The organism is Pantoea sp. EA-12 (assembly GCF_030053355.1).
Classification (GTDB): domain Bacteria; phylum Pseudomonadota; class Gammaproteobacteria; order Enterobacterales; family Enterobacteriaceae; genus Pantoea; species Pantoea vagans_C.
The window spans coordinates 1-14,175 of sequence record NZ_JASGBY010000020.1; the positions used below are offsets into that span (position 1 = coordinate 1).

The window sequence follows — 14,175 nt, forward strand, 5'->3', positions numbered from 1 at the left end:
GGGGCAGTTCGCGGCCGACCATGGATGGTCATCCGCGAACGGTCCGTCCGGCACGACGTGGAAGTCGAAGGTACCGCTTTAGCGGCGCGAGGACGGCCCAGAGGGGGCAGCAGAGGCGGCAGAGCCCGCACTAAAAAAACAGGCCACTAGTGCTTAACTGACGAGCATGACGCCATAAATGACAGCTCTACAAAGCCCTCGGGAGCGCATGAATGCGTACCTGAATTCATCACGATAAATCATCGCGCTACTTGTCGAAAATCGCCAGATCCTGCAAGGTAAGAGCCATTTTTTACCGCTGCTAAGGAGTTGGCATGCTGTTTACTGTTCTGCGTTTCCTCTGTCGCCTGTTATGGCGGGTAGAACTGCGCGGCGATCTCACCGCTCTGCACAAAGAAAAAGTGCTGATCACCCCCAACCACATGTCATTCCTTGATGGCGTGCTGGTGGCCCTGTTCCTGCCGATCAAACCGGTGTTCGCCGTCTATTCGTCGATCAGCGATCAGTGGTTTATGCGCCTCCTCAAGCCGATCATCGATTTTGTGCCCCTCGATCCCACCAAACCGATGTCGATCAAACATCTGGTGCGCATGATCAACGAAGGCCGTCCGGTGGTGATCTTCCCGGAAGGGCGTATCACCGTGACCGGCTCACTGATGAAAATCTACAGCGGTGCGGGCTTTGTGGCGGCGAAATCCGGCGCCACCGTGGTGCCGATGCGCATTGAGGGCGCGGAATACACGCCGTTTGGTCGCCTGGCGGGCGTGTTTAAGCGTCGCCTGTTCCCGCGCATCACCTTAAGCGTGTTGCCCGCTACCATTATTCCGATGCCAGAAGCCAAACGAGCGCGCGACCGTCGCCAACTGGCGGGTGAGCATTTACATCATGTGATGATGGAAGCGCGCATGGCGGTGCGTCCTCGTGAAACACTGTTTGAGGCGTTTCTTAATGCACGTCAGCGCTACGGCCTGACCAAGCCGTGCATCGAAGACATCAACTTCAAACCCGACAGCTATACCGGATTGCTAAAAAAGTCGCTGGGTGTGGGGCGTATCCTTGAGCGTTACAGCCAGCAGGGCGAATACGTTGGCTTGCTGCTACCGAATGCCACCGTGACGGCGGCGGCGATTCTGGGGGCCTCGCTGCGCGGGCGCATTCCGGCAATGCTCAACTACACCGCAGGCGTGAACGGCATGCGTGCAGCGCTGACCGCATCACAAGTGAAAACCGTCTTCACCTCGCGTCAGTTCCTCGAAAAGGGCAACCTGTGGCATCTGCCGCAGGGCCTCACAGAAGTGCAGTGGATCTACCTGGAAGATCTGAAAGACACCGTCACCCTCAAAGACAAGCTGTGGATTGTGGCGCACCTGCTGATGCCACGCCGTGCGCAGGTCCCGCAGCAGCCGGAAGACGCCGCGATGGTGCTGTTCACCTCGGGATCGGAAGGCAATCCCAAAGGCGTGGTGCACTCGCATAAAAGCCTGCTGGCCAACGTTGAACAGATCCGTACCGTAGCGGACTTCACCCCGCGTGACCGCTTTATGTCGGCGCTGCCGCTGTTTCATGCCTTTGGCCTGACAGTTGGCCTGTTCACGCCACTGCTGACCGGCGCACAGGTGTTTCTCTATCCGAGTCCGCTGCATTACCGCATCGTGCCGGAGCTGGTGTATGACCGTAACTGCACCGTGCTGTTTGGCACCTCGACCTTCCTCGGCAACTATGCGCGCTTTGCCAACCCGTATGATTTTGCGCGACTGCGCTACGTGGTGGCGGGCGCTGAAAAGCTGCAGGAAGGCACGCGCCAGATCTATATGGAGAAGTACGGCATTCGCATCCTTGAAGGTTATGGCGTCACCGAGTGCGCACCGGTGGTGGCAATCAACGTACCGATGGCGGCGAAAACTCACACCGTGGGGCGTATCCTGCCGGGTATGGATTCGCGCCTGATTTCGGTGCCGGGCATTGAGCAGGGCGGTCGTCTGCAACTGCGTGGGCCAAACGTGATGAACGGCTATCTGCGCGTCGAGAATCCGGGCGTACTGGAGAAGCCGGTGGCGGATAACGGCGAAGGTGAGATGGAGCCGGGTTGGTACGATACCGGCGATATCGTCAGTTTCGATGAGGGCGGTTTCTGCCAGATTCAGGGGCGCGCGAAACGCTTTGCCAAAATTGCCGGTGAGATGGTTTCGCTGGAGAGCGTCGAGCAAATTGCCCTGAAAGCCTCCGGCGAAAAACAGCATGCTGCTTCGCTGCGTCCGGATGGTCATCGTGGTGAAGCTTTGGTGCTGTTTACTACCGACATCGAACTGAACCGCGATCGGCTGCTCAAAGCCGCACGTGACATCGGCGCGCCAGAACTGGCGGTGCCGCGTGACATCCGCTTTATGAAACAGCTGCCGTTGCTCGGCAGTGGCAAACCGGACTACGTCAGCCTGAAACAGCTGGCTGAAGAGGAACAGGCATGAGCCAGGCAGTTAACCCGGATTCACCTTTGCTGTCACGTAACATGATGGCGGTGATAGTGGCGCAGTTTTTCTCTGCCTTTGGCGACAATGCGCTGCTGTTTGCCACCCTGGCGGTGCTGAAAAGCCAGCTCTATCCCGACTGGAGCCAGCCGATCTTACAGATGATGTTTGTGGCCACTTACATCGTGCTCGCGCCTTTTGTCGGCCAGATGGCAGACAGCTTTGCCAAAGGGCGCGTGATGATGTTCGCCAACAGCTTAAAGCTGCTGGGGGCACTGATTATCTGTTTTGGTTTTAACCCGTTCCTCGGCTACACACTGGTGGGCATCGGCGCGGCGTCCTATTCGCCAGCCAAATACGGCATCCTCACCGAGATCACCAGCGGTGAGCGACTGGTCAAGGCCAATGGGCTGATGGAGTCATCGACCATTGCGGCCATCCTGCTCGGATCAGTGGCGGGGGGGATTCTCGCTGACTGGAATCTGCTGGCGGCACTGATTGTGTGTGCACTCACTTACGCGCTGGCGGTTGTGGCGAATATCTTTATTCCTAAGCTGCTGGCGGCGCGACCCGGGCAAAGCTGGCACTTCGCTGCGATGCTGCGCAGCTTCGCGGATTCGGGTTTGCTGCTGTGGCGCAACGGAGAAACACGTTTTTCCCTGCTCGGCACCAGCATGTTCTGGGGGGCAGGGGTGACGCTGCGTTTTCTGCTGGTGCTGTGGGTGCCGGTGGCGCTCGGCATCACCGACAATAAAACGCCGACAACCCTCAATGCCATGGTGGCGATTGGTATCGTGATCGGTGCGGCCGCAGCGGCAAAACTGGTCACGCTGCAGACCGTGCGCCGCTGTATGCCCGCTGGGATATTAATCGGCGTGATGGTGGTGGTGTTCTCACTGCAGACCAGCCTGCTCAATGCCTACCTGGTGCTGATGGTGATTGGTGCGCTGGGCGGTTTCTTCGTGGTGCCGCTCAATGCGTTGCTGCAGGAGCGCGGCAAAGATTCTGTCGGCGCGGGTAATGCCATTGCGGTGCAGAATTTCGGTGAAAACATCGCGATGTTGGTGATGCTGGGACTGTATACCATTGCGATTAAGCTGGGCGCACCAGCCGTGGCAACCGGTATCGGTTTCGGCGCAATTTTTGCGGTGGCAATTGCGCTGCTGTGGTGGAAATCGCGGCGTTAACCGGTGCGGAATTCAACCAGGTCGCCATTAATGGCGACCCTACAGTATTGATAGCGTTTATGCGCAAACCGGGCACATGGGTAACAGGAAACGCCAGTCAGTTGTAGGGTGCGCATTTATGCGCACCTGGTCAAAAAACGCAACCAATATGCAAATAGAAATTAAGGTGCAGGGTACGTATATTGGCGATGAATCGCTTCCAGTTCCTCTAACACCTCGGCGCTCAGCGTCAGGTTGAAACTCTCCACGTTAATCTTCAGCTGTTCCATCGTCGTCGCGCCCAGCAGGGTGCTGGCGACAAACGGCTGTTGACGCACATAAGCCAGTGCCATCTGCGAAGGATCCAGATTGTGCTTTTTGGCTAATTCCACGTAAGCAGCAATCGCCTGGTTCGACTGCTCACCGCTGTAGCGGGTAAAGCGGCTGAACAGGGTGTTACGCGCGCCTGCAGGTTTTGCACCATTGAGATACTTGCCGCTTAAGGTACCAAACGCCAGGCTGGAGTAGGCCAGCAGCTCAACACCTTCATGCTGGCTGATCTCAGCCAGGCCAACCTCAAAGCTGCGGTTCAACAAGCTGTATGGGTTCTGGATGGTGACGATACGCGGTAGCTCATGCTTTTCCGCCAGTTGCAGATAGCGCATCACGCCCCAGGCGGTTTCATTTGAGACGCCAATGTAGCGGATCTTACCGGCGCGCACTTGCTCGGTCAGCGCTTCCAGCGTCTCCAGCAGAGTGACAGGCACCGAATTCTCAGTGTACTGATAACCCAGCTTGCCAAAGAAGTTGGTCTGGCGTTGCGGCCAGTGCAGCTGATAGAGATCGAGGTAATCGGTATTGAGACGTTTCAGGCTGGCATCCAAGGCTTCGCGGATGTTTTTGCGATCCAGTGCCTGATGTGGGCGGATCGACGCATCTGCGCCGCGCACCGGCCCAGCCACTTTGCTCGCCAGAATGATTTTATCGCGGCTGCCGCGCTTTTTGAGCCAGCTGCCGATGTACTGTTCCGTTAATCCCTGGGTTTCCGGGCGCGGCGGCACCGGATACATTTCAGCAGTATCAATCAGGTTGATGCCACTGCTAATCGCATAATCCAGTTGCGCGTGGGCGTCGGCTTCGCTGTTTTGCTCACCAAACGTCATGGTTCCTAATCCCAGTTGGCTGACTTCCAGCGTACTGTGGGGGATGCGGTGATAATGCATTGCCGGCTTCCTTTTTTCATTATGAAATGGAATGTTGTGTCCTCTGGGACTATAGCCTGTGAAGCAGCGCGGAAGGAAGGGGGGAAAGTTCGGGAAATCGCCTGCACAGGGGGAAAAGTTGTGCAGGCAATGGAATTTGGCACTTAACGCTCAATGATGGTGGAAACCTCGTCACCATTGATCTGCATTTCATGGCCTTGCTCATCGGTATACTGCACCAGACCAGTCTCTTTATCGATGGACGGCTTACCATCGGTCTGAATCATGCGGCCATCTTTGGTCGCCATCACGTAATTACTGCTGCAACCGCTTAACGTCAGCGCGACCAGCATCAATCCGACTGCACTTACCAACCCTTTCATTCTTATCTCCCTCAACCTACTTCAACTGCAAAAGTGTAGTAATAAATGCTTTTGCTGGCTGACGTAATCGCATCATTCCTAAAATTAAAGGGCGAGATGCGCTCGCCCTTGACAACGCTAAGCCGCGCTCTTCTTGCTGCGCATGAGGTTCAGGCACTCCACCGCCATTGAGAAGAACATGGCAAAATAAATGTAACCTTTTGGTACATGAATGCCAAAACTCTCCAGAATCAGGGTAAAGCCGACCAGGATCAGGAAGGCTAACGCCAACATTTTGACCGATGGGTGACGTTCCACAAACTCGCCGATAGTGCGCGCCGCGAACATCATCATCAATACGGCAATCACCACTGCCGCCATCATGATGAAGAGATGATCGGATAAGCCCACGGCGGTTATCACCGAATCGAGACTGAAGATGATATCCAGCAGCATGATCTGCACGATGGCACCCAAAAAGGAGTGGACGTTGGTTTTGTGCTCCCCTTCGCCGCCTTCGATGGTCTCATGGATCTCCATGCTGGATTTCCACAGCAGGAACAGACCACCAAACAGCAGAATCAAATCGCGCGCGGAAAAAGCATGATCCATCAGGGAAAACAGCGGGTTAGTCAGACGTACAACCCAAGCGATGGAGGCCAGTAAGCCAAGGCGCATCAGCATGGCACCCATTAAGCCGAGACGACGCGCTTTGTTTTGTTGATGTTTGGGGAGTTTCGCCACTACCAGAGAGAGGAAGATAATGTTGTCGATACCCAGAACCACTTCCAGAATGGTTAATGTTCCCAGTGCCAGCCAGGCATTGGGATCAGCAATCCAGTCAAACATGTGACCTTTAATCCTAATCTAAACGAATATTAAACGGCGATTATACACGTCCTGGTTCAGCCTGCACCTGCGTTGGCTGCTCGCGGTCATCCCAGTCACTTACTCATGTATGCTGCTGGGGATGCTCGCGCTTGTTGCGTGATTCGGCCTTCGGCCTCACCCTGCGGGCCAGCGCAAGCGCTGTTCAAAAGCGCCGTAAGGCACTCTTGTGCTACAGAAAGAACCCGTCGTGTCTCTGTTTCAGACAATCACAGTAAAAAATGGCGCGCCAGCAGCGGGCCGGTGAAGCTTTTCTTGAGATAAAAACCGCGTGGTAGCGTCATTATAGGCTCTCCGTGCTCACCGATAGCTTCCGTCAGCGCTTTACTATTGGCCGCCTTCGGGCGGATTTGCAGCCAGGCGCCGTGGCGTGCGGTAATACGCTCGACCTGACCGAGTACGATCATATCCATCAACTCTTCCCAGTCCTCGCGCAACTGTTGGTCTTCTTCTTCACTCGGATGCCACAGCAGCGGTGAACCGACGCGGCGTTCCGCTAACGGCAGGGCGCGATCGCCCTCAATTGGGATCCACAGGACGCGAGAAAGTTTATGGCGCACATGACAGGTTTCCCAGGTGACCCCGCTGTTGCCGGTTAGGGGGGCGACACAGACAAAGGTCGTTTCCAACGGCTTGCCCTGCGCGTCCACAGGAATGGTCTTGAGTTCGATACCCAGATGCGCGAAATCCTGTTCTGCTTTACTCCCGGCACTGGCACCGAGATGTAACTCGATAAGCATGCCGACCCAGCCTTTGTCGCGTTTCAAGTTCGCGGGCACGGGTAAACCCAGCTGTGCGGCCAGAGCCGCAAAGGTTTGGCCTGCCAGATGCTGTGCGCGTTGCAGTAATTCCACTTCATCTTGAGGCGGTGTCGGCAATAAAGCAGGGGAATTCATGGCAAAACTCATATTGGTTAAAGGATGAACAGCTTGCGTGACTGTGGGTTTTCCACATGTCTACAGATTGAATAACCGTGATAATAGCATGATTCAGCATGCTTTTTTATGGCGATTGTCCCGCAGTCTTGAGTGCTATGACAAGGTTATCCCAGTTTGTTATCGACAATGAACAGGATCTTAAACCTAGTTATCCACAGAAAAGTGGGATAAGCCCCTTCAGAACAACCCCTGTTTCGATTTACAGCCTTGACTTTAGCGATTTGAACGCTTTTTTTCCTTTATTTGACCAGGTTTAGGGCATTCTCTGTGGATAAATGCGTCGCTGGTGGATCTTTGAGCAGATGATAAAACCTCTCTGTTATTTACTCTGGATCCTTATCAATATCGAGTCGCGATTTTTTCCTATCAATATGATTAATAGCGTTTTTAGTGCTATCCATGGCTGCCTTAATGAGATTTTTCTGAAGCGGTTATTCAACTCATTCCCGTGTTCTGCACAAAGCTATCCACAGAAAAGGTGCATAAGATCGCCCTTAAAAGTGCCTGGCTGTTCATAACTTGGCTAAACTCTGTGAGTTATCCTGTTTTTATTCTGCTATCTCCCCGGATATCCAGTGGTTTACCGCCTGTAAGGAGTGTGAAACAATCAGGCTATTCAAATTTAGCTTTGAGGTAGTCCAGTGATCGATGATGATGGCTACCGCCCGAATGTTGGTATCGTAATCTGTAACAGGCAAGGACAAGTGTTATGGGCCAGGCGCTTTGGACAGCACTCCTGGCAATTTCCTCAGGGAGGCATCAATCCGGGTGAAACTGCTGAACAGGCGATGTATCGCGAACTGTTCGAAGAAGTGGGTTTACACCGCAAAGATGTTCGAATACTTGCTTCAACCCGTAACTGGTTACGTTACAAGTTGCCAAAACGTTTGGTGCGTTGGGACACAAAGCCGGTGTGTATCGGCCAGAAACAAAAGTGGTTTCTTCTGCAGTTGATGTGTAGTGACGCGGAGATCAATGTGCAGCACAGCAGCACGCCGGAATTCGACGGCTGGCGCTGGGTCAGCTTCTGGTATCCGGTGCGCCAGGTGGTCTCTTTCAAACGCGATGTTTATCGTCGGGTTATGAAAGAATTTGCGGGCGTAGTGATGTCTATGCAGGAGAGTGCGGGGCAGCGTAGTCACAACAACGCCGCCCATCGACGTAAAAGAGGATAGGCCACGCCCTTTATGCTCACTCAGTTGCGAGAAATTGTAGAAAAAGTGGCGAGTGCTCCGCGTCTGAATGAAGCACTCGACATTCTGGTAAATGAAATCTGCCTTGCGATGGAAACCGAGGTTTGCTCGGTGTATCTCGCCGATCACGACAGGCGTTGCTATTACCTGATGGCGACGCGCGGGCTTAAAAAGCCGCGCGGTCGCACCATCACGCTGGCGTTTGATGAAGGTATTGTCGGGCTGGTTGGACGTTTAGCCGAACCGATTAACCTTGCCGATGCGCAGAGCCATCCCAGCTTCAAATACATTCCCTCAGTAAAAGAAGAGCGTTATCGCTCCTTCCTCGGTGTGCCGATCATCAGCCGACGCCAGTTGCTCGGCGTGCTGGTGGTGCAACAGCGTGAACATCGCCAGTTTGATGAAAGCGAAGAGTCTTTCCTGGTCACGCTGGCGACGCAAATGGCCGGACTGCTGTCGCAATCCCAGCTGGGCCAGCTATTTGGTCAGTTCCGTCAGACGCGCGTCAAAGCGATTGCAGCGGCGCCAGGCGTGGCCGTGGCGCCGGGTTGGGTTGATGAAACCCAGCCGCTGCTCGATCAGGTCTCTGCAGCCTCCACGCTGGATGTCCAGCGCGAACGTGAAAGATTAAGCGTCGCGATGAGTGAAGCCAGCAATGAGTTTCGCCGCTTCAGTAAGCGCTTTGCTGCCAGCGTACAGAAAGAGAGTGCCGCGATCTTCGATCTCTACTCACACCTGTTAACCGATGCGCGTCTGAAAAAGGATCTCTTTGCTGAGATTGATCGCGGATCGGTCGCCGAGTGGGCGGTTAAAACGGTGATCGAGAAATTCGCTGAACAGTTTGCCAATCTGCAGGATCAATACCTGCGCGAACGTGCGGGCGATCTGCGCGTGCTCGGCCAGCGCTTGCTGTTCCATCTCGATGATACGCTGGTCGGTACCAACGCGTGGCCGGAACGCTTTGTGCTGGTCGCCGACGAACTCACCGCAACCACTCTGGCTGAGCTGCCACAAGAGCGTTTAGCGGGGGTGGTGGTGCGCGATGGTGCGGCTAACTCTCACGCGGCAATATTGACGCGCGCCATGGGTATTCCCACCGTGATGGGCGCGGATATCATCCCTGCGCATCTCAATAAACGCCTGTTAATCGTTGATGGCTATCGCGGTGAAGTGCTGATCGATCCTGAACCGGTGCTGGTGCAGGAGTATCAACGCTTAATCAGCGAAGAGAACGCGCTGAGTAAGATGGCCGAAGGCGTGGTGGAACAGCCCGGTGAGCTGAAAAGCGGCGAACGCGTGCAGGTGATGCTTAATGCGGGCCTGAGCCCAGAGCATGAACAGGCGCTGGATAGCTGGGTGGATGGCATCGGCCTCTACCGCACCGAAATTCCGTTTATGCTGCAAAACGGCTTCCCCTCTGAAGAGGAGCAGGTGGCGCAGTATCAGGGCATGTTGCAGCTGTTCTACGACAAGCCGGTGACGCTGCGTACGCTGGATATCGGCGCGGATAAACAGCTGCCGTATATGCCGATCAGTGAAGAGAATCCGTGTCTGGGCTGGCGGGGTATCCGTCTGACGCTTGACCAGCCGGAAATCTTCCTGGTGCAGGTGCGTGCGATGCTGCGCGCCAACGTGGCGTCAGGCAACCTCAGCATTTTGCTACCGATGATCAGCCACATCGATGAGATCGATGATGCGCGTCGCCTGATCGATCGTGCCGGTCGTGAAGTGGAAGAGATGCTGGGTTATGTGATCCCTAAACCGCGTATTGGCGTGATGATCGAAGTGCCATCGATGCTGTTCCTGATCCCGCATCTGGCCGATCGCGTGGACTTTGTGTCTGTGGGAACAAACGATCTCACTCAATATTTGCTCGCAGTGGATCGCAACAATACCCGCGTGGCGAATCTCTACGATCCGCTGCATCCAGCGATGCTGCGCGCATTGCAAACCATTGCTCACGAAGCTCATCAGGCCAAGCTGGAACTCTGCCTGTGTGGTGAAATGGCTGGCGATCCGATGTGTGTCGCTCTGTTGGTGGGGTTGGGTTATCACCACCTCAGCATGAACGGGAAAAACATACCGCGCGTGAAATACCTTCTGCGCCATCTCGACCATGAAGAAACGCAGAAGCTGAGCGAGCAGGGCGTGGCGGCGCACACCGCGTCAGAAGTGCGGCATCTGGTTTCCGCCTTTATGGAACGCCGTGGTTTAGGTGGTTTGATTCGCGGCGGCCGTTAACGGCGTTTACATTTCCACGCCATTTGTGAAAAGCGGCTGTGCTATCATGCGCAGCCTTTTATTGTATGACCCCTTAGCCAGACCCGTTTTCAGGGCAGAAAAATCGATGGTGAAAGATGACTAACGGCTACATTTCGTTTCCCCAATTCGATCCGGTAATTTTCTCTATCGGACCGATTTCGCTTCACTGGTACGGCTTGATGTATCTGGTGGGTTTTGTATTTGCTATGTGGCTGGCGGTGCGCCGGGCCAATAAACCTGGCAGCGGCTGGAAAAAAGAGGAAGTGGAAAACCTGCTGTATGCGGGCTTCCTCGGCGTGTTCCTCGGTGGCCGTATCGGTTACGTGCTGTTTTATAACTTGCCGTTGTTCCTCGACAATCCACTTTACCTGTTCAAAGTCTGGGATGGCGGTATGTCGTTCCATGGCGGTCTGATTGGAGTTATCGTGGTGATGCTGGTGTTTGCGCACCGCACCAAGCGTACTTTCTTCCAGGTGTCAGACTTCATTGCACCGCTGATTCCCTTTGGTTTGGGTGCCGGTCGTCTCGGTAACTTCATCAACGGTGAGCTGTGGGGCCGTGTCGATCCGAACTTCAAATTTGCCATGCTGTTCCCTGGCTCGCGTAGCGAAGACATCGCGCTGGCGGCCAACAACCCACAATATCAGCAACTGCTGAGCACCTACGGTGTGCTGCCGCGTCATCCTTCGCAGCTGTATGAGTTGTTCCTGGAAGGCATTGTCCTGTTCATCATTCTCAACCTGTTTATTCGCAAACCGCGCCCGATGGGCAGCGTCTCCGGCCTGTTCCTGATTGGCTACGGCGCATTCCGCATTATTGTTGAGTTCTTCCGCCAGCCGGATGCGCAGTTGGGCCTGTTCGAAGGCGGCATCAGCATGGGGCAGATTCTCTCTATCCCAATGATTGTGGCCGGTGTGGTTATGATGATTTGGGCGTACCGTCGTCGTCCGCAGCAACAAACTCGTGAGGTAAAATGAAACAGTATCTGGACTTAATGCAACATGTGCTGAATGAAGGCGCAGAGAAAGCCGACCGAACCGGTACCGGCACGCTGTCTATTTTCGGCCACCAGATGCGTTTCAATTTGCAGGAAGGTTTTCCGCTGGTCACCACCAAGAAGGTGCACCTGCGTTCAATCATTCATGAACTGTTGTGGTTCCTCAAAGGCGAAACCAATATTGCTTACCTGAAAGATAACAAGGTGACGATTTGGGATGAGTGGGCCGATGAGAATGGCGATCTGGGGCCGGTTTACGGTAAGCAGTGGCGCAGCTGGGGCAGTGCTTCAGGTGAAGAGATTGACCAGATCAGCAAAGTGATTGAGCAGTTAAAACGTGATCCTGATTCACGCCGCATTATTGTGTCGGCATGGAACGTGGGTGAACTGGACCAAATGGCATTGGCACCTTGCCATGCGTTCTTCCAGTTCTACGTGGCGAACGGCAAGCTCTCTTGTCAGCTGTATCAGCGCTCGTGCGATATCTTCCTCGGCCTGCCGTTCAATATCGCCAGCTATGCGCTGCTGGTGCATATGGTGGCTCAGCAGTGCGATCTGGAAGTGGGTGATTTTGTCTGGACCGGCGGCGACACGCACCTGTACAGCAACCATCTGGAGCAGGCGCAGCTGCAGCTAACGCGCGAACCACGCCCGTTACCGAAGTTGGTGATCAAGCGTAAACCTGCCTCAATCTTCGATTACAACTTCGAAGATTTCGAGATCGAAGGCTACGACCCGCATCCAGCGATTAAAGCGCCAGTGGCGGTGTAACGCTCCTGCATCAACCTGAAACCCTGCCATCGTGCAGGGTTTTTTTTATGCGTATTCTGAATCTGTCTCGCATAAATTTTTCTCTGCCTGCACCGCGCAAAACTCTCCTGTACGACGCATTCCATCCTGCCACTTTGATGCTTGTTGCCGCTCTGACTTCAACACAGAGTGAGCGCTATGAACAAATACCCGAACGCCGGTTTTACCTTGCCTGAGCTGCTCATCGTTATGGTCATCGCCGGCATACTTAGCCTTGGAGCAATGCACAGCTGGCAGCGCTGGCAGCAGCATCAACAGTTACGTGACTGCGTGCAGCAGTTACAAGGGTTCCTGACCCGGCTGCGTGCGCACGCTAACTGGCATAACAGTGATTTCACGCTGTGGTTTATCCCTGGCGGCAACGGCTGCATTGGTGTCGGTACTCAACCCTCACAGGGTTGTGCGTTACCTTCGCGTTGGTGGTTCACTCCGCCGCATAGCGGGGTGCGCATCACCGGGCTGGTGGGGGAACCGGGCTTTTACGGACGCCGCGATGTAGCGCGGCCGGGCAGCATCAATATGGAAAGTGAAGCCGGACAGTGGCGGCTGATTATTTCCGCCCGCGCTCGCATTCGCGCCTGCCAAATGGGAGACAAAGGGTGCGAATGAATCAGGAAGGCTTCAGTCTACTGGAGATGCTGATCGCCATGGCGGTAGGCGCCATTTTGATGGTCAGCGTTGGCCGTTTTTTACCTCTGCTGTTAGCGGAAAATCTGCAATTGCAGCAGCGTGTTCAACTGCAACAGGAACTACAGCAGATCGCTCACACGCTGCAGAAAGCACTCCAGCGTGCGGGTTATTGTCGCGGTCAGTGCAGCGGGCCGGCACTCTCCATTGCCAGCAACTGTGTTTTATTGCGCTGGGACGAAAACAGTAATGGGCGCTGGGAAGGGGTCGGCAGCAGTGAGAGTGACTACTACGGCTACCGCCTGCGCAATGGGCAGTTGGAAATGCAGCGCGGCGTAGAACACTGCAACGGCAGCGGTTGGGAGCGCATGACCGATCCTGAGTTTCTTTCCATCGACAAATTCCGGCTGGAGCGCCAAGGGACACGACTGATACTGCAACTGGCAGGGCGCGCAGGTAGTCAGCGTGTGCAACAGGAAAGTTGGATTGAAGGCTGGAATCTATGAATCAGCGCGGTAACAGCACATTGGGCATGGTGCTGATGCTGTTACTGCTGGGCGGGGTGACTTTGCACGCTACACGTACCCAGCTTGAAAAGGACGTGGTTCTGGTGGCCGACGAGCAGCAGCATCATAAAGATTTCTGGCAAGCACAAGCTGCACTGGAATGGGGGCTGGCGCAGAGTTGGCCTCCGGTCTCGGGCTGGCAATGTCAGACATTGCCATCGCATCGGTGGCAAAGCTGTTTACTCACCATGGAGGAGGGGAATGCACTGTTATCAGGACAAGAAGAAGGCCGTGAACTTCGGCTCTGGCAATGGGTCGCGCGGCAAAGTCACTCACTGCAGCCGCAGGCGCAAGGGAGAATCGACTACTGCCCGCTTCCAAAGCCAGAGCAATGCCAGCCGTAAGCAGCAGGGTTTTAGCCTGGCGGAAACCTTAGTGGCGATGCTATTGCTGGCAATGACCATCAGCACCTTATTGCAATACCACCGCGCCCTGGCGCTGGGTTTCAGTCAGCAATGGCAACAGCGCCAGGCATGGCGGGTTGCCGGCCAAGCCCTGCTGGGCCGTGACGTTGAAGGCTGGCAGATTCGGCGCCAGCAGCAAACTATCGCGCTGGGCTGTGTGTTGGAAAGCGTCACCGTAGTGGGTCCACAACAACGAAGTGCCAGCCTGGCGCGGCTCAATTGTCGCTGAGGTGACCTCGGCGATAGGCATCCCCGGCGATACAGGGTAGAGTGACCAGGCTGCGCTGTTTTACCT

The 14,175-nt window shown here is 55.0% G+C and carries 14 protein-coding genes; 10 read left to right on the forward strand and 4 right to left on the reverse strand.

Features of this window, described 5'->3' with window-relative positions:
* Positions 1-314: 314 nt before the first annotated feature.
* The gene (gene aas / locus QMZ30_RS22575; protein WP_283228984.1) at positions 315-2,465 is read left to right on the forward strand and encodes a bifunctional acyl-ACP--phospholipid O-acyltransferase/long-chain-fatty-acid--ACP ligase; all 2,151 of its coding nucleotides are present in this window, start codon (positions 315-317) and stop codon (positions 2,463-2,465) included.
* Positions 2,462-3,652, forward strand: coding sequence for a lysophospholipid transporter LplT (gene lplT, locus QMZ30_RS22580; RefSeq protein WP_283228985.1), 1,191 nt, complete (start codon positions 2,462-2,464; stop codon positions 3,650-3,652). The genes aas and lplT overlap by 4 nt, the downstream gene beginning before the upstream one ends.
* A gap of 161 nt (positions 3,653-3,813) precedes the next feature.
* Here the strand turns inward: lplT and QMZ30_RS22585 are convergent, their stop codons facing one another.
* The 4 genes from QMZ30_RS22585 to mutH form a co-directional block, all read right to left on the reverse strand.
* Positions 3,814-4,854, reverse strand: a complete 1,041-nt coding sequence (locus QMZ30_RS22585) for an NADP(H)-dependent aldo-keto reductase (RefSeq protein ID WP_058969890.1) — start codon at positions 4,852-4,854, stop codon at positions 3,814-3,816.
* Positions 4,855-4,997: 143 nt separating this feature from the next.
* The gene (locus QMZ30_RS22590) at positions 4,998-5,216 is read right to left on the reverse strand and encodes a YgdI/YgdR family lipoprotein (RefSeq protein WP_039333223.1); all 219 of its coding nucleotides are present in this window, start codon (positions 5,214-5,216) and stop codon (positions 4,998-5,000) included.
* 117 nt (positions 5,217-5,333) lie between these two features.
* Positions 5,334-6,044: a TerC family protein gene (locus QMZ30_RS22595; RefSeq protein ID WP_039333225.1), complete on the reverse strand. Its 711-nt coding sequence runs from the start codon at positions 6,042-6,044 to the stop codon at positions 5,334-5,336.
* 248 nt (positions 6,045-6,292) lie between these two features.
* Positions 6,293-6,979 (reverse strand): DNA mismatch repair endonuclease MutH, encoded by a 687-nt coding sequence (gene mutH, locus QMZ30_RS22600; RefSeq protein WP_283228986.1) that lies wholly within the window; start codon positions 6,977-6,979, stop codon positions 6,293-6,295.
* 683 nt (positions 6,980-7,662) lie between these two features.
* On the opposite strand from mutH, the gene rppH reads away from it, so the two are divergent.
* The 8 genes from rppH to QMZ30_RS22640 all read left to right on the forward strand — a co-directional run bounded on the left by rppH (position 7,663) and on the right by QMZ30_RS22640 (position 14,109).
* Complete coding sequence (gene rppH, locus QMZ30_RS22605; protein WP_283228987.1) at positions 7,663-8,196, forward strand: RNA pyrophosphohydrolase; 534 nt, start codon at positions 7,663-7,665, stop codon at positions 8,194-8,196.
* 12 nt (positions 8,197-8,208) lie between these two features.
* The gene (ptsP, locus tag QMZ30_RS22610) at positions 8,209-10,455 is read left to right on the forward strand and encodes a phosphoenolpyruvate--protein phosphotransferase (protein ID WP_039333231.1); all 2,247 of its coding nucleotides are present in this window, start codon (positions 8,209-8,211) and stop codon (positions 10,453-10,455) included.
* Positions 10,456-10,571: 116 nt separating this feature from the next.
* Positions 10,572-11,453: a prolipoprotein diacylglyceryl transferase gene (lgt, locus tag QMZ30_RS22615; RefSeq protein ID WP_283228988.1), complete on the forward strand. Its 882-nt coding sequence runs from the start codon at positions 10,572-10,574 to the stop codon at positions 11,451-11,453.
* The gene (gene thyA, locus QMZ30_RS22620; RefSeq protein WP_058969888.1) at positions 11,450-12,244 is read left to right on the forward strand and encodes a thymidylate synthase; all 795 of its coding nucleotides are present in this window, start codon (positions 11,450-11,452) and stop codon (positions 12,242-12,244) included. Before lgt ends, thyA begins: the two co-directional genes overlap by 4 nt.
* 177 nt (positions 12,245-12,421) lie before the next feature.
* Positions 12,422-12,892 carry a prepilin-type N-terminal cleavage/methylation domain-containing protein gene (locus tag QMZ30_RS22625; RefSeq protein WP_283228989.1) on the forward strand — a complete coding sequence of 157 codons (471 nt, stop codon included), beginning with the start codon at positions 12,422-12,424 and terminating at the stop codon, positions 12,890-12,892.
* Positions 12,889-13,416: a prepilin peptidase-dependent protein gene (locus tag QMZ30_RS22630; protein WP_283228990.1), complete on the forward strand. Its 528-nt coding sequence runs from the start codon at positions 12,889-12,891 to the stop codon at positions 13,414-13,416. The genes QMZ30_RS22625 and QMZ30_RS22630 overlap by 4 nt, the downstream gene beginning before the upstream one ends.
* Positions 13,413-13,820 (forward strand): DUF2509 family protein, encoded by a 408-nt coding sequence (locus QMZ30_RS22635; RefSeq protein WP_283228991.1) that lies wholly within the window; start codon positions 13,413-13,415, stop codon positions 13,818-13,820. Before QMZ30_RS22630 ends, QMZ30_RS22635 begins: the two co-directional genes overlap by 4 nt.
* A 16-nt stretch (positions 13,821-13,836) precedes the next feature.
* The gene (locus tag QMZ30_RS22640; protein WP_283229035.1) at positions 13,837-14,109 is read left to right on the forward strand and encodes a prepilin-type N-terminal cleavage/methylation domain-containing protein; all 273 of its coding nucleotides are present in this window, start codon (positions 13,837-13,839) and stop codon (positions 14,107-14,109) included.
* The last annotated feature ends 66 nt before the right edge of the window (positions 14,110-14,175 follow it).

Coding starts and splice junctions, on each gene's coding strand:
- aas (WP_283228984.1), top strand. CDS start 315: ATGCTGTTTACTGTTCTGCGTTTCCTCTGTCGCCTGTTATGGCGGGTA.
- lplT (WP_283228985.1), top strand. CDS start 2,462: ATGAGCCAGGCAGTTAACCCGGATTCACCTTTGCTGTCACGTAACATG.
- QMZ30_RS22585 (WP_058969890.1), bottom strand. CDS start 4,854: ATGCATTATCACCGCATCCCCCACAGTACGCTGGAAGTCAGCCAACTG.
- QMZ30_RS22590 (WP_039333223.1), bottom strand. CDS start 5,216: ATGAAAGGGTTGGTAAGTGCAGTCGGATTGATGCTGGTCGCGCTGACG.
- QMZ30_RS22595 (WP_039333225.1), bottom strand. CDS start 6,044: ATGTTTGACTGGATTGCTGATCCCAATGCCTGGCTGGCACTGGGAACA.
- mutH (WP_283228986.1), bottom strand. CDS start 6,979: ATGAATTCCCCTGCTTTATTGCCGACACCGCCTCAAGATGAAGTGGAA.
- ptsP (WP_039333231.1), top strand. CDS start 8,209: ATGCTCACTCAGTTGCGAGAAATTGTAGAAAAAGTGGCGAGTGCTCCG.
- lgt (WP_283228988.1), top strand. CDS start 10,572: ATGACTAACGGCTACATTTCGTTTCCCCAATTCGATCCGGTAATTTTC.
- thyA (WP_058969888.1), top strand. CDS start 11,450: ATGAAACAGTATCTGGACTTAATGCAACATGTGCTGAATGAAGGCGCA.
- QMZ30_RS22625 (WP_283228989.1), top strand. CDS start 12,422: ATGAACAAATACCCGAACGCCGGTTTTACCTTGCCTGAGCTGCTCATC.
- QMZ30_RS22630 (WP_283228990.1), top strand. CDS start 12,889: ATGAATCAGGAAGGCTTCAGTCTACTGGAGATGCTGATCGCCATGGCG.
- QMZ30_RS22635 (WP_283228991.1), top strand. CDS start 13,413: ATGAATCAGCGCGGTAACAGCACATTGGGCATGGTGCTGATGCTGTTA.